The sequence below is a fragment of the Kiloniella sp. EL199 genome (assembly GCF_900313065.1).
GTDB lineage: Bacteria > Pseudomonadota > Alphaproteobacteria > Kiloniellales > Kiloniellaceae > Kiloniella.
The window spans coordinates 141,398-160,364 of record NZ_OMPU01000005.1 but is presented as its reverse complement, the minus strand read 5'-3'; the positions used below and the strand labels follow the sequence as shown (position 1 = coordinate 160,364).

Annotated in this window: 19 protein-coding genes and 1 pseudogene; 18 read left to right on the top strand and 2 right to left on the bottom strand. The window is 46.3% G+C overall.

Features of this window, described 5'->3' with window-relative positions:
- Positions 1-12 precede the first annotated feature (12 nt).
- A complete protein-coding gene (locus D9A03_RS03180; protein ID WP_120495796.1) occupies positions 13-1,236 on the top strand; it encodes a response regulator in 1,224 nt (407 codons plus the stop codon).
- A gap of 6 nt (positions 1,237-1,242) precedes the next feature.
- Here D9A03_RS03180 and D9A03_RS03175 read toward each other — a convergent pair whose 3' ends face one another.
- Positions 1,243-2,049, bottom strand: coding sequence for an IclR family transcriptional regulator (locus tag D9A03_RS03175; protein ID WP_120495795.1), 807 nt, complete (start codon positions 2,047-2,049; stop codon positions 1,243-1,245).
- A 117-nt stretch (positions 2,050-2,166) separates the two neighbouring features.
- Here D9A03_RS03175 and D9A03_RS03170 point away from each other — a divergent pair, with 117 nt between their 5' ends.
- The 5 genes from D9A03_RS03170 (at position 2,167) to D9A03_RS03150 (ending at position 5,888) form a co-directional block, all read left to right on the top strand.
- Positions 2,167-2,775: a carboxymuconolactone decarboxylase family protein gene (locus tag D9A03_RS03170; protein WP_120495794.1), complete on the top strand. Its 609-nt coding sequence runs from the start codon at positions 2,167-2,169 to the stop codon at positions 2,773-2,775.
- A gap of 198 nt (positions 2,776-2,973) precedes the next feature.
- Entirely contained in the window at positions 2,974-3,750 is a 777-nt protein-coding gene (locus D9A03_RS03165; protein WP_120495793.1) for an IclR family transcriptional regulator, read from the top strand.
- Between the two features lie 181 nt (positions 3,751-3,931).
- Positions 3,932-4,276 carry a RidA family protein gene (locus tag D9A03_RS03160; RefSeq protein ID WP_120495792.1) on the top strand — a complete coding sequence of 115 codons (345 nt, stop codon included), beginning with the start codon at positions 3,932-3,934 and terminating at the stop codon, positions 4,274-4,276.
- Positions 4,277-4,314: 38 nt separating this feature from the next.
- A complete protein-coding gene (locus D9A03_RS03155; protein ID WP_120495791.1) occupies positions 4,315-5,499 on the top strand; it encodes a hypothetical protein in 1,185 nt (394 codons plus the stop codon).
- Between the two features lie 98 nt (positions 5,500-5,597).
- A complete protein-coding gene (locus D9A03_RS03150) occupies positions 5,598-5,888 on the top strand; it encodes a DUF1330 domain-containing protein (RefSeq protein WP_120495790.1) in 291 nt (96 codons plus the stop codon).
- Positions 5,889-5,993: 105 nt separating this feature from the next.
- On the opposite strand, the gene D9A03_RS03145 is transcribed toward D9A03_RS03150, so the two are convergent.
- Complete coding sequence (locus D9A03_RS03145) at positions 5,994-6,185, bottom strand: hypothetical protein (RefSeq protein ID WP_162937954.1); 192 nt, start codon at positions 6,183-6,185, stop codon at positions 5,994-5,996.
- Between the two features lie 423 nt (positions 6,186-6,608).
- Between D9A03_RS03145 and rplU the strand changes: the two are divergent.
- The 12 genes and pseudogenes from rplU to D9A03_RS03085 all read left to right on the top strand — a co-directional run.
- Positions 6,609-6,917 (top strand): annotated as a pseudogene (rplU, locus tag D9A03_RS20025) (50S ribosomal protein L21); the annotation flags it as partial.
- Positions 6,918-7,106: 189 nt separating this feature from the next.
- A complete protein-coding gene (gene rpmA / locus D9A03_RS03135; RefSeq protein ID WP_046509697.1) occupies positions 7,107-7,364 on the top strand; it encodes a 50S ribosomal protein L27 in 258 nt (85 codons plus the stop codon).
- Positions 7,365-7,575: 211 nt separating this feature from the next.
- Positions 7,576-8,625: a GTPase ObgE gene (gene obgE / locus D9A03_RS03130; protein WP_120495787.1), complete on the top strand. Its 1,050-nt coding sequence runs from the start codon at positions 7,576-7,578 to the stop codon at positions 8,623-8,625.
- A 15-nt stretch (positions 8,626-8,640) separates the two neighbouring features.
- The gene (proB, locus tag D9A03_RS03125; protein WP_120495786.1) at positions 8,641-9,789 is read left to right on the top strand and encodes a glutamate 5-kinase; all 1,149 of its coding nucleotides are present in this window, start codon (positions 8,641-8,643) and stop codon (positions 9,787-9,789) included.
- 81 nt (positions 9,790-9,870) lie between these two features.
- A complete protein-coding gene (locus D9A03_RS03120) occupies positions 9,871-11,130 on the top strand; it encodes a glutamate-5-semialdehyde dehydrogenase (protein WP_120495785.1) in 1,260 nt (419 codons plus the stop codon).
- Positions 11,131-11,154: 24 nt separating this feature from the next.
- Positions 11,155-11,820: a nicotinate-nucleotide adenylyltransferase gene (locus tag D9A03_RS03115; protein ID WP_120495784.1), complete on the top strand. Its 666-nt coding sequence runs from the start codon at positions 11,155-11,157 to the stop codon at positions 11,818-11,820.
- A gap of 180 nt (positions 11,821-12,000) precedes the next feature.
- Entirely contained in the window at positions 12,001-12,459 is a 459-nt protein-coding gene (gene rsfS / locus D9A03_RS03110; protein WP_371682937.1) for a ribosome silencing factor, read from the top strand.
- A gap of 41 nt (positions 12,460-12,500) precedes the next feature.
- Positions 12,501-12,974 (top strand): 23S rRNA (pseudouridine(1915)-N(3))-methyltransferase RlmH, encoded by a 474-nt coding sequence (gene rlmH / locus D9A03_RS03105; RefSeq protein ID WP_120495783.1) that lies wholly within the window; start codon positions 12,501-12,503, stop codon positions 12,972-12,974.
- A 276-nt stretch (positions 12,975-13,250) separates the two neighbouring features.
- Complete coding sequence (gene gpmI, locus D9A03_RS03100; RefSeq protein WP_120495782.1) at positions 13,251-14,795, top strand: 2,3-bisphosphoglycerate-independent phosphoglycerate mutase; 1,545 nt, start codon at positions 13,251-13,253, stop codon at positions 14,793-14,795.
- 33 nt (positions 14,796-14,828) lie between these two features.
- A complete protein-coding gene (locus tag D9A03_RS03095; RefSeq protein ID WP_162937953.1) occupies positions 14,829-16,178 on the top strand; it encodes a murein hydrolase activator EnvC in 1,350 nt (449 codons plus the stop codon).
- Entirely contained in the window at positions 16,178-17,473 is a 1,296-nt protein-coding gene (locus tag D9A03_RS03090; protein WP_120495780.1) for a S41 family peptidase, read from the top strand. Before D9A03_RS03095 ends, D9A03_RS03090 begins: the two co-directional genes overlap by 1 nt.
- 35 nt (positions 17,474-17,508) lie before the next feature.
- A complete protein-coding gene (locus tag D9A03_RS03085; protein WP_120495779.1) occupies positions 17,509-18,951 on the top strand; it encodes a divergent polysaccharide deacetylase family protein in 1,443 nt (480 codons plus the stop codon).
- Positions 18,952-18,967: the final 16 nt, after the last annotated feature.

Here is an 18,967-nt window from a genome sequence, read left to right as displayed (position 1 = left end):
ACGGATATTCAAATGAATTCAACACCGGAAACAATGAATGGCAATAGTTTTGCCGCAAAAATTCTGATCGTTGACGATCAAATTGCAAACGTTCAACTTCTGGAAATGATTCTCAAAAAAGCAGGTTATACCGACATAACATACCTAACTGATTCACGCTTAGTAGCCGATTTACATCAGGCGCATGGTTTTGACCTGATACTACTTGATATAAGAATGCCCCATATGGATGGCTTTCAAGTTATTGAACAACTTTCCATGCAAATCAAAAATGATTATCTACCTGTTGCGGTTCTTACAGCGCAGCAAGAAGACGCAACCAGATATAGAGCATACGAGCTAGGCGCAAAAGACTGCATTGTAAAACCTTTTGATAAAAAAGAAGTTCTACACAGGATACGGAACATGCTTACGGTTCGCATGCTTCACAAACAGATCAAAGAACAAAACGCACAGCTGGAACGTCGTGTACAAAAAAGAACGCAAGAACTCATACATTCAAGAGACGCCGCCGAAGCAGCAAATAAAGCCAAAACGGCCTTTCTGGCCAATATGAGTCATGAACTCAGAACGCCACTTAACGGTATTATTGGCTTCTCAGAGATCATGGAAGCTCAGCTATTTGGTAATTTGGGTAATGATCAGTATCTGGAATATACAAGTGACATCAAAAAAGCCGGGCTGCATCTAAAGGATGTCATTGCGAATGTTCTTGATATTTCCCGTATCGAAAGTGGTAATTACAATTGTGATCTTTCAAATGTAAATCTTGGCGAAATTATTTCTACTTGCATCTCTATGATCAAACATCGTGCCGAAGAACAAAGAATTACGATTGATATCGATCTTGTTCAGGAAAATACATGTCTTGTTGCTGATAAAACCCTGCTAAAACAAACTATTCTCAATTTAATATCAAACAGTGTGAAATACACACCTGCCGATGGAGAAATAACAATCAAGGCCAAACAAGGCACAAATTCCATAACCATTTATGTTACAGATACCGGTAGAGGTATAGCCAAAGAAGACATGGGTAAAGTTCTAGAACCTTTTGGACAGGCACGGGAAAATGCCGAAATAGCACATGAAGGCGTTGGCTTGGGACTTTTTCTCGCCAAATCCTATACAGAACTGCAAGGCGGGGAATTAACACTGCAAAGTGAACTCGGTGCGGGCACAACAATCAGCTTGAGGTTTCCGATTTCAACAGCAACAAATCATCAAACCCAATGAATCATCCTAAAATAGCTGTGATGTTTCATCTGCAAATTTTCTTAATTGCCTTCCCATCGTGATTTGCTCCTGTTCATCTAATCGATTAACGGGAAAAGCAATTGCCAAACTGCCAAGAGGTTGCCCCGCAGAATCAAGAAAAGCTGCGGAAATACCCGCAGCACCTTCGTAGGTTTCTTCGGATGAAAAAGCATATCCTTGAACACGAATGTGTTCGATTTCCTCTTTTAACCTCGTTTTGTCAATCATCGTTTGCTTCGTAAAAGACTGAAGTTTCCCCTTGAGATAGAAATCAACAAACTGATCCGACAAACAAGCCAGTATTGCTCTTGGGGCAGCCCCGGCATGTAGGGGAAAGTTACCGCCAATTTCTTCGAATACCCGAAGCCCACCTCGTCGACTTTCAATCTGATCAACGCAGACCACACTATTAGAAACCTTGTCAAATACAGTTAGAATAATGGTCTCCGGTGTTATCTTTGCCAACCTCTCCAGTACAGGTTGACAGATTGCACGAATATCAAACCCGGCCTGAGCCCTTTGACCCAGGTTAATTGCTGCCATTCCCAAACTGTAGCGCCCGGTTTTTGGAATCTCGGCTAGATAACCGGTTTCCACCAAATAACGTACAAGTCTGCTTACAGTAGAGCGACTCACCCCTGTCGCTTCGATTATCTCGCTCTGGGACCAATCAACCCTGTCCATCTGAAAGAGATTCAATAGCTCGAAAGCTTTATGCAACAAACCAACACCGACCTGATTCGGAGTCAAGGAAGAGGTCTGAACAGGTTTAGATTGTTGCTTGACATTCACAGAGAACAAATCCCACTATATAAAATAATATCTCACATTTTGGGACAATACATTAATACTATGTCTGCTGCAAAGCTTTAAAAATATTCTAAACAAGACAAGAAGGACACTTTTGACATGCCCTGGATAGAAACGGTTCCCTATGAAGAATCAGAAGGAAAACTTCGTCGCCTCTATGATCGGGTAAAGGGTCCGGACAATAACGTCGATAATATCATGATGATGCATTCGCTACGTCCCCACAGTATGGAGGGGCATATGGCGATTTATAAATATGTCCTGCACCATACCGGCAACACCATACCGAAATGGTTCCTGGAAACGCTAGGTGTATGGGTTAGTTCACTGAATGATTGCGGTTACTGTGTCGACCACCACTTCGGTGGACTTTGCCGTCTGTTGCAGGACGATGAAAAAGCTGCTGGTATCAGAAAAGCTATCGATAATCGTAACATTGACATTGCACCACTGGATGCCAAACAAAAGCTCGCAATGATTTATGCTGAAGCACTAACCAAATCACCCGCAAGTACAACCGAAGAAATGGTCAAAGCAATGCGAGAGGCAGGATATAGCGACGGAGAAATTCTGGAAGTCAATCAAGTTTCATCCTATTTCAATTATGCAAACCGTACTGTCTTGGGACTTGGCTGCTCAACAGAGGGAGATATTATCGGTTTATCCCCCAATAATTCCGATGATCCAGACGATTGGTCTCACACCTGAATTCATACTCTCCGGCCCTTTACTCATAGAAGATAGGTAAAGGGCTGAGGCTCAATAGCTGGCACAAATACCTTAGATACAATACAAGAGCATGAACGCCATAGGCATCTACAATAATAATATAAAATTGGCTTATCCGAACACGTCCAGTATATAACACCAAGCTAATAAATTTCATTGAATCTATGGGAAGTGTGGATGGGGACCAAAGAGAAGCCAACAAATCAACGAGCACGCGGACTGGAACGTGCCTTTGATATTCTCGACCTCATTCGGCACGAAAACCGTGCCATGCGCCCCAATGAAATAGCCAAGTTGATGGGCGCACCGCGATCCTCAGTCTATGAGCTTGTTCACCTGTTGCTGGACATGAATGTACTGGAAAACAATGGTCGTGATGGGCAGGTTTTTCTGGGCAGTCGTCTTTATTTTTTAGGGCGTGCCTATAATGACAAAGTTGATCTGTACCAACGCATAGAAAATACCCTGAACAACATAGTCGAACAAACAAGCGAAACTGCTCAGTTCTGCAAACTGGAAGGCAACAAATACACAGTCTCTTTAATGAAAGAAGGCAGTCGACCGTTCCGAATTTCAGCCAACCTCGGTGAGTTGGTTCCCGTTCCCAGCACAGCCTCTGGTCGTCTCCTCTTGGGACATTTCTCTGATCAGGAAATTATCGATTTTCTGGATAAGGATGATTTTATTTTACCCAACGGAGAAACCATATCTTCCGACAAGTTTATAGCAGAAGTTCGTCAGGCAACTCGCGATGGGCACTATACCTTTGACAGTATCGTTGACACCTTTACCCATTGTTTTGCAGTTCCGGTAAAAAATGCGCAATCCATCTGTATTGCCACACTCTGCCTCGTCACACCCAGAGAAGACGGCCACCGTAACAAGGAAGCTTACCTCAAAAATCTCAAAGCTGCCGCTGCTGAACTGGAAGCACAGTTGAACACTGATTTTTGATTCCTGCCTACCCTATTCTTCCCCCGACCATACCATAAACAAAACGCTATATTTTCGTCCCGGATCTGTGCCGCACTTGCACCCACAAAATAATGCCGTATTATCTGAATTCCAAAAAAACAAATTAATGTCCTTTATTTTGGACAAAAACTTTTCAATATACTTTCAAAAGAGAGAAACAATGATTAAACGCTTTCAGGTTGGCAGCCGTATGAGTCAGGCCGTTTCCTATAACGGATTTGTCTATATCGCGGGGCAGGTTGCTGAAGACAGATCCGCTGACTTAGAAACTCAAACACGTTCTGTTTTACAAAAAATTGAAGATCTCTTGGCAGAAGCCGGAACCGATAAATCCAAAATACTTGCGATTGATGTCTTCCTGCCCGCGATTGCAGATTTCGACAAAATAAATTCTGTCTATGATGCCTGGATTGATCCTCAAAATCCCCCAGCTCGTGCCTGTGTCGAAGCACGCCTTGCTGACCCAATGATCCTTGTTGAAATGACCGCTGTCGCCGCCGTATAAGCTGTACGATAAAGTTGCGATAAAAGGGGGAGACAGATATGCGTCATTCGATGTGGGCCTATCCATGGGATCTACAAGATCTCGGACTGGATACAACCTATCATGACTATAATGAACTGGCGGGTGTAAATGGTATCAGTCTGGCTGTCTCCTACCACGCGGGGCGTTTTCTCCAGCCCAGAAGCCTCAAGCGAAAAAGTTACTATCCCGAAGACGGAACAATTTACTTCATCCCTGATGAAAAGCTCTGGGCTGACAAGGAAATCCAGCCTCTTGTAGCACGGAACCTCCATGAATCAGACGACATGCTTTCTCCCCTTATAAACGATAGAAAACAACATGGGTTAAGTGTTTCCTGCTGGACAGTCTGTCTGCACAACAGTCGATTGGGGTTCAAACATCCTGAACATGTTGCACGCAACGCCTTTGGCGACCCTAGTTATTATAGCCTCTGCCCTAACAGCGATGCCGTGCGAGACTATGCAACGACCCTTGTTGCAAACCTGACTCACAGCTACAGACCGGATATAGTCGAGCTGGAAACCATCGGTTTTATGGGCTTTGATCATGGCTACCACCATGAAAAAGATGGTCTTGGCCTTAATGCCGAAGATGACTTTCTTCTTTCTATTTGTTTTTGCGATCACTGCATTAAAGCCGCACAGGATGCTGGCGTAGATGCTCTCTCTGCAAAAAAAGACGTTCAAAATCTGATTATACAGGCCTGTAACCGGGAAACCCCCGAGGCACAATTTCCTCACTTCCCCGAACAAAGACTTGAATGCTTCAAAGATTACACGGCGCTCTATACGTTTCTTCAGTGGCGTACCCAGGCCCCAACAAAAATTGTTCAAAGCATAAAAGAAGCTACCCATCCCGACAGTAAAATTCTGGTTATCGAAGGGGAAAATGCCTGGCGTGATGGCGTTGATATCAAAGCCATTTCTCAAAAATGTGACGGTATTATCCTTTGCGCCTACACGGCAACAGCAAGAGAAATTTCAAATATCATTACCAAGATACGAGATCTCTTGGGATCAGATAAATATCTCGGTTTGGGAGTCAGTCTGTTTTATGACCACACACCGACAGCAGAACAGCTATCTGGACGAATTGAGACCGCCGTCAAAGCCGGGGCAGATGGCGTAAATTACTATAATTACGGCCTTGTACCACAAGCGCGCCTTGGTTGGATAAAATCATGTATTGAAGGTTGTGATTAACAATATCTTTTTTTCATCAAGCTGTTGAATTAGAAGAAACAATACATAAATAGGCCAATAAATTAACTTAGTTTCCATCCAAAAGGACGAATATTCCAATGGCAGCCTATCTCATCGTTGATACGAAAATCAGCAATCCAGAAGAGTATGAAACCTACAAAGCCCAAGCCAGACCGATCGTCGAAAAATTTGGCGGCATCTATCGTGCCAGAGGCGGCGAGATGGATACCTTCGAATCAGATCTCTGGACGCCAACGCGGATTGTTATTGTCGAATTTCCTGACATGCAAACCGCTCGAAATTTCGTCAACAGTGAAGAATACGCCCCCATTAAAAAGATTAGGCGTGCCAATGCCGAATGTACCTTCCTGCTCGTCGATGGTATATAATCAAAACGTCAATAACGGCGAGAAGAGTACCAAAGAATAAGAAGGGCTGCGGGATTATATCATTCCACAGCCCTTAATTTTTAAAGTTCAAGTAATAAAATTTAATCAGACAAGATAATCAACGATCATCATTTTCTCGCCAATAGCCCGAAGATTTTCTAGCCATTGTTTGGCAACCTTCACATCACTCGGTTTGGCAAAAACCCCGGAAACAATTTCGCCTTTCAACACAGCTTCGGCAGCATCGCTGACAGGCCTTGAAATCAAACGGCCCATGGCTGTGTGGGTATCACCCATAGGCATAGAGCACGATTTGGATAGGATTCAACAGTACGATTCCATACCACTACACCGTGTCCCCGTACGATCAGACGCCGAATACTCGGCACTAAAGAAAGGCCAGCACCCAGCCAACGAATGTGCGCCATTTTATCCTATATATCCAGCGATGTTTTTGCCTCTCTACAGCAGGAATACCACCTTTTCAATATATAAGGGCTTTTGAAGATAGCGAAGAGTTCAGCCTTTATAGATGGCCGTTTTCGATGTAATTTAAGCCTTGATATCAACAAAGCTCTTGAAAGAATCACCTAAACTTCACAAAGCGTTTGACTCTCGCGCAAGCACGGCTATATTCCAGCATCACTGGCTGCCCGGATTCCGTGCGGCCATGTATGCATGAATAGAATGCCTAATTTAACAGCTAAGTGACCGATAAATATGTTCGCAGTAATCAAAACCGGCGGTAAACAGTACAAAGTCCGTAAGGACGACGTTCTGGTCGTCGAAAAAATCAACCTGGAAGCAGGTGCTTCTGTTGATTTCGATTCAGTTCTAATGATCGGTGACGATGAGAAGGCAACCATTGGCGCGCCTGTAGTGGACGGCGCCATGGTCAAGGCTGATGTGGTTGAACAGACACGTGGCGACAAAGTCGTCATCTTCAAAAAGAAGCGTCGTAAGAACCATCGCCGTAAAAACGGCCATCGCCAGGATCTCACTGTCATCAAGATCACTGACATTCTCGCCGATGGCGCTAAGAAGCCTGCTAAAAAAGCAGCAGCTCCTAAAGCCAAAGCAGCAGACGCAGACACTACGGAGAAAAAAGCAGCTCCGAAGAAAAAAGCGGCTCCTAAAGCTAAGGCTGAACCAAAGGCTAAAGCTGCTCCTAAGAAAAAAGCAGCTCCTAAGAAAAAAGCAGCAGAGGAATAAGACCTCATGGCACATAAGAAAGCAGGCGGTTCGTCCCGCAACGGTCGCGACTCAGCTGGTCGCCGCCTAGGTGTTAAAAAATTTGGTGGTGAGCACGTCGTATCAGGCAACATCCTGGTTCGTCAGCGCGGAACCAAGTTCCACCCCGGTGACAACGTCGGCATGGGTAAAGATCACACAATCTTTGCCACAGTTGAAGGCGAAGTTGTATTCCGCCAGAAAGCTGGTGGACGCACATACATTTCTGTACAGCCGGCGGCCTAACGGCCCCGCCAACCAGTCCTTGCGTCTGGGTTGAAATGGTTTAGGGGGGAATGGCAATCCATTCCCCCCTTTTCGTATTTAAGTTTTCCACTTATATTCCGGCTATATCGCAACCTTACCTGCGGCAATAGATAACTCTGAACACCTATCGTTGCAACACCCGTTCCGACAAGGTGACGTGATTTTGCAATGATAGAGAACAGGCACCACGATGAAGTTTCTTGACGAAGCCAAAATTTTTGTAAAAAGCGGCAATGGTGGCGGGGGCTGTACCAGTTTCCGGCGCGAGAAATACATCGAATTCGGTGGCCCCAATGGTGGTGATGGTGGTCGCGGTGGCGATGTTATCATCCAGGGCGCTCATGGACTGAATACTCTGATCGATTTCCGCTATGCACAACACTTTAAAGCAAAGCGTGGTGAAAACGGCCGCGGGAGCGATATGTTTGGAGCTGCGGCAAAGCCTATGGTCATCAAAGTACCTGTCGGCACCGTCATTTTGGACGAAAACAAAGAACAGGTCATCTGTGACATCACCGAAGAAGGCCAGGAGTTTATCATCTGTAAAGGTGGTGATGGCGGTTTTGGAAACGCGCGCTTCAAAACATCAACAAACCGCGCCCCTCGCCGATCTGACCCCGGCTGGCCCGGCGAAGAAATGTGGGTTTGGCTCCGTCTGAAACTGATCGCCGATGTTGGCCTTGCCGGTTTGCCAAATGCCGGGAAATCAACCTTCCTGTCTGTTGTGTCTCGTGCCAAACCAAAAATTGCTGACTATCCCTTTACCACACTGCATCCGAACCTTGGTGTCGTCTATAGCCGTGGGGAAGAGTTTGTCATTGCCGATATTCCGGGGTTGATCGAAGGGGCGAGTGAGGGGCATGGCCTTGGCACACGCTTCCTGGGACACGTAGAACGTTGTGGCGCTCTATTGCACTTGGTGGACGGAACCTCTGACAGCTATCTGGAAGATTACAAAGTCATCCGCGCCGAGCTTGAAGCCTATGGTGAAGGTCTGGACACAAAACCTTCGGTTCTGGCGCTCAACAAGGTTGATGCCTTGGTCGAAGAAGAAGCTGCTGAAAGACAGGCCGAACTGGAAGCACTATCTGGCCAGAAAGTTCACCTTCTTTCCGGCATCAGTCAGGACGGCGTAAAAGAAGTACTTGCTGCTTTACTTGATCATATTCTCGATGGTCGTGAAGAGGAGCAGGAAGAGCTTGAATCCGAACAGGGTCCGCAAGGCTACTCCCCAATCTAGTCGTGGTACAGATCTATGAGCAACATATCATCCGGGACAGGTTTATCTGCCGCTGAACACCTGAGATCTGCGAAGCGTATTGTCATCAAGATCGGCTCTGCACTGCTGGTTGACGACAAGACAGGCAAACCGCGCCTGAACTGGCTCAATGCCTTAACAGATGATGTTGCAAACCTCCGTGCACGCGGTGCAGAGGTTATGCTGGTTTCTTCTGGCGCAATTGCCGTTGGCAGAAACCATCTCGGTCTAATCAAACAAAACCTGCGTCTGGAGGAAAAACAGGCTTCTGCCGCAACGGGACAAATTCTTCTGGCTCATGCCTATCAGGAAGCACTGGCAAGGCACGATATAACCGTTTCCCAGGTGCTCTTGACCCTTGGGGATACAGAGGAACGTCGCCGACATCTCAATGCCAGAAACACCCTGACCACTCTGTTGCGATTGGGTACAGTTCCAATCATCAACGAAAATGACACCGTCGCAACCAGCGAAATTCGCTTTGGGGATAATGATCGCCTCGCCGCACGGGTTGGTGCCATGGTTAACGCAGATTTGTTGGTGCTTTTATCCGATATTGATGGCCTCTATACTGCAGACCCAAAGCGTGACGAGCATGCTAAATTTCTGCCTGTCGTTAGCGAGATCACACCTGAAATTGACGCCATGGCAGGTGAAGCGCTTCCCGGTTATAGTTCAGGCGGTATGATCACCAAGATATCAGCTGCCAAGATATCTGTTGGTGCGGGCTGTAGCATGATTATTGCGAACGGTCATAAGCTTAATCCGCTACAGAACATTATAGAGGGCAACAGAGCCACCGTTTTTGAAGCTTCTGTTGAACCCAAAACAGCTCGTAAGCGCTATATCGCGGGTAGCCTGAAACCTTTGGGCACCGTGACACTCGATGCCGGTGCTCTCAAAGCTTTGCAAAATGGAAAATCCCTTCTTCCTGCAGGGGTTACGGCTATTGATGGAAAGTTTCAACGTGGAGATGCTGTTCTGGTTAAATCACCGGATGGACGCGAAGTTGCCCGCGGACTCATAGCCTATTCCAATGGTGATGCCAGGAAAATCATCGGCCTACAGTCATCAGAAATTGAAGCAAGGTTAGGATATCTTGGGCGGGAAGAACTGATTCACAGAGACGATCTTGTTCTCAACTAAAAAAACACAATATAATCAAATCTCTATTGAGATATAACCAAGGCAGCAAAGAAAGTTGCACCAAAACAGGAATGTAAGGATATGAGCGAACTGAAAGCGCAAATGGATCAGCTGGGACAAGCTGCAAAAGCTGCTGCACAGGATCTGGCTCTGGCCCCGGCAGATGCAAAAAACAATGCATTGCTTGCCGCTGCCAAAGCCATTCGCGCTCAATTACCGATAATTCTTGATGCAAATAAGAAAGACATGATTGCGGCAGAGGCCAAAGGTATCAGCAGCGCAATGCTCGACCGCCTTGCTTTGGACAATGACCGTGTCGAAACCATGGCCGCAGGCCTAGAAGCAATCGCCGCTTTTCCCGACCCAATCGGGAAGTCACTTAAAAGCTGGGATCAACCTAATGGCCTGACATTCGAGCAAATTTCTGTGCCTTTAGGGGTGATCGGCATCATCTACGAAAGCCGCCCCAACGTGACAGCAGATGCAGGTGCATTGTGCCTGAAAGCGGGAAATGCCTCTATTCTGCGTGGTGGTTCGGAAAGTTTTCAGTCTTCCGGCGCTATTTTGGACTGTTTGCAAACAGGTCTGGAAGAAGCTGGCCTGCCCGTTGCAGCAATACAGCGTGTCCCCACAACAGATCGCGCAGCAGTTGGCCACTTGCTGACCATGAACGAGTATGTTGACTTGATCATTCCACGGGGTGGACGTGGTCTTATTGAACGTATTCAAACAGAGAGTCGTGTGCCTGTTCTCGCTCACCTTGATGGCCTTTGTCATACATATCTGCACGAAGCGGCAGATCCTCAAATGGCTCTTGAAGTGGTCTTGAACGCAAAGATGCGCCGCACAGGCATTTGTGGTGCAACAGAGACACTTCTGGTTGATACAAACTATTCAGACAAAAACCTGAAACCAATTTTGAGTGCCCTTATGGACAAGGGTTGCGAAGTCAGGGGTGATGCCGAAATCCAGCAACTGGATAGTCGGGTAAAAGAAGCCACTACTGCGGATTGGGATACAGAATATCTGGATGCTATTCTTTCCGTGAAAAAGGTGACGAATTTAAAAGACGCGATTGCGCATATCAACCGCCATGGCTCTCATCATACAGAGGCCATTATCACAGCCAATGAGGATGCAGCAGCAACATTTCAACAGGAAGTCGATGCAGGTATCGTGATCCACAATGCCTCGACACAGTTTGCCGATGGCGGACAATTTGGCATGGGTGCCGAGATTGGCATTTCCACAGGAAAATTGCATGCCCGCGGGCCCGTCGGGGCAGATCAACTGACAAGCTACAAGTATCTTGTTCGTGGTACAGGTCATGCCAGACCTTAGTCGCAAAGCAATTTACAAAACGAGATGCTAAGACAAAAACCACCCAGCCTGATTTTCTCCAAGGTGCTTTGCCCCCAAAGCATCTCAAACAGTCTGGGTGGACGCCTCCCTCCTAAAGGAAGTAAAATTGGCCTGCTTGGAGGGTCTTTCAATCCTGCACACAAGGCGCATTGTCAAATATCCAAAGAAGCGATCATTCACTTGGGTTTGGACGAAGTCTGGTGGTTGGTATCACCGCAAAACCCTTTGAAAAACACAAAAGATATGGCCTCACTCCCGGACAGGGTCAAAAGTGCTTTGTCTATTCCAAAGCATCCCAAGATACGGGTTAGCACAATCGAAAGTCAGATCAGATCAGTTTATACCGCCGATACACTTTCCCGTTTAAGGCAGATATTTCCTTCTGTTAACTTCACCTGGCTTATGGGTGCTGATAACTTGAGCCAAATTCCCCTGTGGCGCGATTGGCAAGATATCTTCAGCACAGTGAAAGTAGCCGTTTTTGCTCGTCCGGGTTATTCGCTACAGTCAAGCAATTCAAAAGCAGCGCAACGTTTTAAAAACACACGAGTTTCAGAAAAACTGGCAAGAAGTCTGCCGAAACGCTCTGCACCTGCCTGGACAATAATTCATGGCCAACAGCTGGATATATCATCGACTGCAATCAGGAATGGTATTCACAAGAAGTAATCAGTACAAAGCGTAATGTTCATAAGGGGTAAAAATCACAAAGAAACAACGATTTTATCCCTTTAATGTAACGATGATCATTAACATATAGAGTCGTGCACCTTTACTGTGCTAAACTGACACTGTAAGACCCTTGTTCTGTATAGCGATAAGTACGGAACGTATTAGTAACTATCTGTAGTGGGAAGTCGTGACCTCACGAGCAGATTCTTTTTACGGAGACCGATCATACCACGAGAATCAACGGCCCCAGAGGCCAATATACAGGATACCACGGAAAATAACCGTGACCTGCTTGAACTAGTTCGTAACTCTCTTGAGGATGACAAGGCAGAAGACATTGTCGTCATCGAACTTGCCGGAAAATCTAGCATTGCTGACTACATGGTTATTGCCAGCGGTAATTCAAACCGCCAAGTTTCTGCCATGTCCGATCATCTTCTTCGCGGCCTTAAAAACGCCGGCATGAAAAGTATCATTGCTGAAGGAAAGGATCGTGGTGATTGGGTATTGGTGGATGCCGGTGATGTTGTTGTTCACCTTTTCAGACCTGAAGTCCGAGCTTTTTATAACTTGGAAAAAATGTGGGGTTTGGAATTGCCTGAATCAGCACAACCATTTGCATCGCAAGAAGGCTAACAGACCTAGCATAGGCAAAAGCCATAAACTAGAAGTAGGCAATGCGGATAACATTAATTGCAGTCGGAAAGGCCAAGGTCAGTCCGGCGAAGGATCTTTTTGAACTTTACTGTAATCGCCTGCGGGGTAATCGACTCAACTGGAGCCTTGACCTCAAGGAAGTAGAAGAAAAGAAGAATCTGCCTGCTGTAAAATTAAAAGAACGTGAAGGCGAACTGCTCCTCGCCGCCGCGCCCAAGGGCGCTAAAATTGTGATCCTGGACGAAAAAGGAAAAGATCTATCCAGTCAGCAATTTTCAAAACTTCTTGGAAAATGGCAAGACAGCGGTGATCAGGATATAGCCTTCCTTATCGGGGGCGCAGATGGCCTTTCAAGTGCCGTGAAAGCCAGATCACAACAAAGTCTCTGTTTTGGGCGCCTTACATGGCCGCACATGCTTGTTCGGGGTCTTTTTGCTGAACAAGTATATCGCGCCTCGTGTATTTTAAGCGGCCATCCCTACCACCGGGAATAAAAATACCACCTATTCTCTTTCTACTGGGAAAATCTATTGGAAAAATTTCTGCATTGATTTCTAATATTCTTACAATCCGGTACTTTTTCTTGCCCAAACCCAAACAAGCTCGTGAAATTGTCTTAAAAGAAGGCTACATTGCCTTTCAAAATTGATACTTAAATAAAAAACGACATGCAAAACAGTTGTGACAGGCTCCCTCACTCATCCATCTTTCGTTTCCGGATCATCTAAAGGCCGGAATAAACATAATAAGTTAGAAGGTGTTACCTCTCGATGTCATCAGTTCAAAATAAACCCAAGCCTGTTGTTCTTTGTATTCTTGATGGCTGGGGATTTCGTAAAGAAGATGATCATAACGCGATTAACCTGGCAAAAACGCCTCTGATTGACAAGCTAAGTAAAGAGGTCCCCTTGGGATATTTGGCCACTTGTGGACTGGATGTAGGTTTGCCCACGGGACAAATGGGCAATTCAGAAGTCGGACATATGAACATCGGGGCCGGACGTGTCGTTATGCAATCATTGCCTCGTATTGATACCGCAATTCAGGACGGACGCTTTGCCCAGAACCCCGCTTTGCTAGAAACAATCGCAAGCCTAAAAGCAAGCGGTGGAACCGCGCATATTCTGGGCGTTATTTCAAATGGTGGTGTACACGGACATCAGGATCAAACGTCTTATCTGGTCAATACGCTCAAGACAGCTGGTATACCGGTTATTGTTCACGCGATTTTAGATGGCCGAGATACAGCACCACAATCCGCAGCAGAATTCCTGACCGCTTTCAGAGCAACAACACCCGAGGTTCAAATCGGGACTGTTCTCGGACGTTATTACGCAATGGACCGCGATAACAGATGGGAGCGTGTTAAAAAAGCTTATGATGCTATCACTCTCTGTCAGGGAGAAACGGCCTCGTCCCCGGATGAAGCCGTTGCCAACAGCTACGCACAAAAGGTTTGGGACGAATTTGTCCTGCCCTGCGTGATAGATGGCTATCAAGGCATGCAAAATGGCGATGCACTTTTGATGACCAATTTCAGGGCTGATCGTGCACGACAAATACTCCACGCCTTTATTGATCATGACTTTTCAGGGTTCGAACGTCAGGCTCATCCGAAATGCTGCGCCTACCTCGGCATGGTTTCCTATTCTGATGAACTGGCGAAAAAGATGGGTGTTATGTTCGCCCCAAGGGATTTAACCAAAACGCTGGGCGAAATTGTTTCCAACGCCGGATTACGCCAACTCCGTATCGCCGAAACGGAAAAGTACCCACATGTGACCTACTTCTTTAACGGCGGAGTGGAAGATCCATTGCCCGGTGAAGACCGCATTCTTGTGCCATCACCCAAAGTCGCAACCTACGATCTCCAGCCTTCAATGTCAGCACCAGAAGTAAACGAAAAGCTCTGCAACGCGATTAAAAGTGGTAACTATGAGATGTTGATCTGCAATTTCGCCAACTGCGATATGGTTGGCCATACTGGTGATTTACAGGCCGCAATAGAAGCCGCTGAAACTGTTGATAGCTGTTTACAGGATATCTATCAGGCGACCTTGTCAATGGGCGGACGATTACTGATCACAGCGGATCATGGTAATGCCGAAGAAATGCTCGATCTAATCACAGGACTGCCTCATACAGCACATACTTTGAATCCTGTTCCCATTTTATTAGTAAATGGTCCCGATAATGTTACCAAGATCGCAAATGGTCGCCTTGCGGACATTGCACCAACAATTCTAGACTTACTGAATCTGGATCAACCTGCTGATATGGATGGACAGTCACTTATCAGACGAGATGATGATTAAACAGTTATAGAATAAACTTATTTGAGGTCACAGTTGCCAAACGCTTTACGCTCGTACAAATCATCAACCCGACACAGTTTCTTTCGAAGCTGTGTCGGGTTGATGACTGTTGCGGGCTTGGTCTTTGGGGCCTCATTTTTTTTAAATTCTGCCAAAGCACAGGATGCAACCGAAAAGCTCCTCACGCTGGAAGAGAAAGCAGTTCAAAGTAAACAGGAAGCGAAAAGACTTTCAGCGCAGACAAAGAAACTCAACGCCGAAGTCAGTGGCCTCAGACAACAGCTGATTGCATCTGCCAAGAAGGTGCAGAACTACGAAAGTGACCTGACAGATATTGAAGAGACGCTGATCTCACTGGAAGAAAACGCCGAACACAAGAAAATTCGCCTGACCAAGAACCGTGAGAAGCTTGGACACACGCTATCCGCCCTACAACGCATCGCCTTGTTACCGCCCGAAGCTTTAGTCGCAGCACCGGGATCACCTGTAGATACCGTGCGTAGCGCCATGCTCTTGAAAGTGGCTGTCCCCGAAATAGAAACTCGGGTGGAAAGCCTTCGTGACGATTTAGACGAGCTTGCGGAACTCAAAAACCGAATCGAAGATGAGCGCGCAGCACTCCTTGCATCACAGCAGCATATAAAACGCGAACGCAAAGACTTGAATGCTCTGCTCAACAAAAAGCAAAAATTACAATCCAAGGCACAGGCATCACAAAAATCTGTTACAACCAGAGTAAAAAAACTCGCTCAGCAAGCACGCAACATGAAAGACCTGGTTAAGAAACTAGAGGCAGAGCGTAAACGTCTGGCATTGGCAGCACAAAAACCAAAGCCCAGACCTGAAAAGGTTCCGAATCAGACTCAACAAACCTCAACATCGGAAACCTCGTTCCCGTCTGAACAACAAGTAGCAAAGCTAACTGTTGTTCCGGACCCAAGCCAAATCCGAGAATTCCCTTCTCGTCAAAAACGTGTCCTTTTGTACCCTGCTCGCGGAAGAGTGATTAGCAAATACGGACAAAAAAGGGGAACAAATGAGTCCTATGACAAGGGTCTGGTCATCGCAACACGCCCATCAGCACAGGTTATCGCCCCTTTTGATGGCCGAATTGCCTATGCTGGTGAATTCCGTGGCTATGGACGCATCTTAATCATTGAACATTCTGGACGATATCATACACTATTAGCAGGCGTTGAAAGAATTGATGTAATTGAAGGACAATGGGTTTTAGCAGGTGAGCCGGTCGCACGCATGAGTGACAAGAAGCTGGAACATGCTGAAATTTACTTTGAATTACGTCAAGGCGGACAGCCCATCAATCCATCCCCGTGGATACTAACAAACAAAACGATTTCAAATCTCGATAAGGTGAACGGTTAATGCTCAGTTTCAAAAAAGTGCTCTTAACAACAGCTTTTGCTATTGCACTGCCCTCCGGTCTGGTGGCGGACTCGGCTGTTGATCCCCGGCGTGATACCTATCGACAGCTTGAATTGTTTGGCGATGTTTTCGAACGCATCAAGGCCAATTATGTCGAAGAGGTCTCTGATGAAGAGCTAATCGAATCAGCTATTCAAGGCATGTTAACCCGCCTTGATCCTCATTCCAGTTACCTTACACCTGACTCTTTCAAAGATATGAGGGTACAGACACGGGGCGAATTTGGGGGACTTGGGATTGAAGTCACAATGGAAAACGGCTTTGTTAAAGTTGTCTCCCCCATTGATGATACGCCTGCAGCTCGTGCCGGTATAGAAGCTGGCGATTACATCACGCACCTTGACGGTGAAGCTGTTTTGGGTCTGACCCTTCAAGAAGCCGTTGAAAAAATGCGCGGCAAAGTCGGCAGCGAGCTAAAAATAACGATTAGTCGCGAAGGTGTTGATTCTTTCGATGTAACGTTGGAACGCGATGTAATCAAAGTCCGTTCCGTCCGCCACCGTGTAGAAGACAACATTGGTTATGTCAGGGTCTCTTCTTTTAACGAGCAGACAACACCCGGTTTGGAAAAGTCCATTAAAGCGATTCAAGATGAACTCGGTGACAAAATGATCGGCCTTGTACTGGATTTACGATTGAACCCAGGTGGCTTGTTGACCGAAGCAATCTCGGTATCTGATGCCTTCCTCGAACAGGGTGAAATTGTATCTACCCGCGGACGGGATAACAGTAATGCTCAACGTTTCAATGCCAGATCTGGTGACCTTATCAATGGAAAACCGTTAGTTGTTTTGATTAACGGTGGCTCTGCTTCTGCTTCAGAAATCGTTGCCGGTGCTCTACAGGATCACCGACGTGCAATCATTATGGGAACCCAATCATTCGGTAAGGGGTCAGTACAAACAATTATGCCGTTGCTTGGAAATGGTGCGATGCGCCTGACCACCAGCCGTTACTATACGCCATCTGGCAGATCCATTCAGGCCGAAGGTATTGCACCTGATATCATTGTTGAACAAGCCAAGATTGAAACACTTGATACCAAGGGACAGCGACGCGAAGCCGATCTAAGAGGTGCCCTGGAAAATAAAGGTGGTACAAACGGCGATAGCGATAGCAATGGTGACGACAAAGCAGCCGAAGCTGCCAAGCCACAAGATTACCAACTTGATCGCGCTTTGGATCTTATTCAGGGAATTGCTCTCTACAGCACAAGCAACGGAGCAAGTAACTAAAAACTTCTGGGCAGGCAACACCCGTTGGATCAACTGTGAACTGGAAAAAAATCTTACTCATAACCTGTTGGGCTGTACTGATCTCTATGATTGGTGCAGCCGTTGGCTATACAATTCTGGGGCCTCATGTACCCTTGCCCTATCAATATGTAGAAGAACAAAATTCTCATAAAGATAGCAATGAACATTCAAAGGACGAGCTTTCTTCTACAAATGAAAGTATGAGCAATGAAGAAAGTCCAGATCACAGCTCAACAACCCCAGAAACACCTTCTGTCGAGAAAGAAATATCCGAATCAAAAGACGTCCCGGCAAATACAGACACGGACGTAACCTCTTCTTCGCACGAGGACGAAAGCACAACCGAAGATAATGACAATAAAACTGAGGACGAACCTAACGAAGCAGAAAGTGCTGCCCCAAAAGAAACGGCAGAATTGAAAGAGACAGAAAATCACGATTCAGGTACTGAAGCACCTCAAGACAATGAATCCTCAGACGTATCGACCACAGTCCAATCTTCTGAACAAGACGGACAGGACCATAGCGACAAACCGGAAACTATGGCTCCAAAAGAAGAAGAAAAAGAAACAGCATCACCAGTAGAAAGTACACCTTCAGCTACAGAACCCGAAGTCGCAGCTATAGATCCGTCTCCCTTCCCGAAAAATCCTCCGGTGTTCAGCACAGAACCCAGTTGGAAACTCTATGGTCAAAAAGTTCCTGCCGCGGAAGGACGCCCCAGAATTGCCATTGTTTTAACTGGATTAGGCCTATCACGCGCAGCAACTGAGGCCGCCATCCGTCAGCTTCCCAGTGCGATTACATTGTCCTTTACACCTTATGCCAGAAACCTTGAGAGCTGGATTGCCTTAGCACGTTCCCATAATCACGAAGTCATGCTTGATTTGCCAATGGAACCCCTTACCTACCCATCAGATGATCCTGGTCCCCAAGCCCTGCTAACTGGTCGTCAACCAGAAGGTAATCTCAACAATCTCGCTTGGATCGCCAACAGAGGATCCGGTTATGTGGGCATGAGCGCCTATATGGGTAGCCGCTTTGTTACCTCAGAGCGACAGATGCGGCCCGTAATGGAATATTTTAAAGATCACGGCCTCTTGTTTCTTGATAACGGCAACAATGATGCCAGCCTTGTTTCTTCACTTGGGAAAAGCCTTGGCACCCCAGTTGTCGTGAATCAACGAGCCATTGATCAAGCTCAACTCAGCAGAGATGCTATTGACGCAAGACTTGTACAAGTTGAACGTATTGCAGCAAAAAATGGCTTTGCAATCGCTACAGGACGCCCCTTCCCAGTCACACTGGAACGTATTGCCAAATGGGTTAGTACAGTTGAGCAAGAAGGCTACCAACTAGTGCCAATTACCGCTGTAATAGATGAAAGCTCACTGGCACCATCACCAGAAATACCAAGCTCAACTGCGCCTAACAGTTCCACAATTGAATCCAACTAGGAAAAGATCATAAACA

Coding starts and splice junctions, on each gene's coding strand:
- D9A03_RS03180 (WP_120495796.1), top strand. CDS start 13: ATGAATTCAACACCGGAAACAATGAATGGCAATAGTTTTGCCGCAAAA.
- D9A03_RS03170 (WP_120495794.1), top strand. CDS start 2,167: ATGCCCTGGATAGAAACGGTTCCCTATGAAGAATCAGAAGGAAAACTT.
- D9A03_RS03165 (WP_120495793.1), top strand. CDS start 2,974: ATGGGGACCAAAGAGAAGCCAACAAATCAACGAGCACGCGGACTGGAA.
- D9A03_RS03160 (WP_120495792.1), top strand. CDS start 3,932: ATGATTAAACGCTTTCAGGTTGGCAGCCGTATGAGTCAGGCCGTTTCC.
- D9A03_RS03155 (WP_120495791.1), top strand. CDS start 4,315: ATGCGTCATTCGATGTGGGCCTATCCATGGGATCTACAAGATCTCGGA.
- D9A03_RS03150 (WP_120495790.1), top strand. CDS start 5,598: ATGGCAGCCTATCTCATCGTTGATACGAAAATCAGCAATCCAGAAGAG.
- D9A03_RS03145 (WP_162937954.1), bottom strand. CDS start 6,185: ATGGGTGATACCCACACAGCCATGGGCCGTTTGATTTCAAGGCCTGTC.
- rpmA (WP_046509697.1), top strand. CDS start 7,107: ATGGCACATAAGAAAGCAGGCGGTTCGTCCCGCAACGGTCGCGACTCA.
- obgE (WP_120495787.1), top strand. CDS start 7,576: ATGAAGTTTCTTGACGAAGCCAAAATTTTTGTAAAAAGCGGCAATGGT.
- proB (WP_120495786.1), top strand. CDS start 8,641: ATGAGCAACATATCATCCGGGACAGGTTTATCTGCCGCTGAACACCTG.
- D9A03_RS03120 (WP_120495785.1), top strand. CDS start 9,871: ATGAGCGAACTGAAAGCGCAAATGGATCAGCTGGGACAAGCTGCAAAA.
- D9A03_RS03115 (WP_120495784.1), top strand. CDS start 11,155: ATGCTAAGACAAAAACCACCCAGCCTGATTTTCTCCAAGGTGCTTTGC.
- rlmH (WP_120495783.1), top strand. CDS start 12,501: ATGCGGATAACATTAATTGCAGTCGGAAAGGCCAAGGTCAGTCCGGCG.
- gpmI (WP_120495782.1), top strand. CDS start 13,251: ATGTCATCAGTTCAAAATAAACCCAAGCCTGTTGTTCTTTGTATTCTT.
- D9A03_RS03090 (WP_120495780.1), top strand. CDS start 16,178: ATGCTCAGTTTCAAAAAAGTGCTCTTAACAACAGCTTTTGCTATTGCA.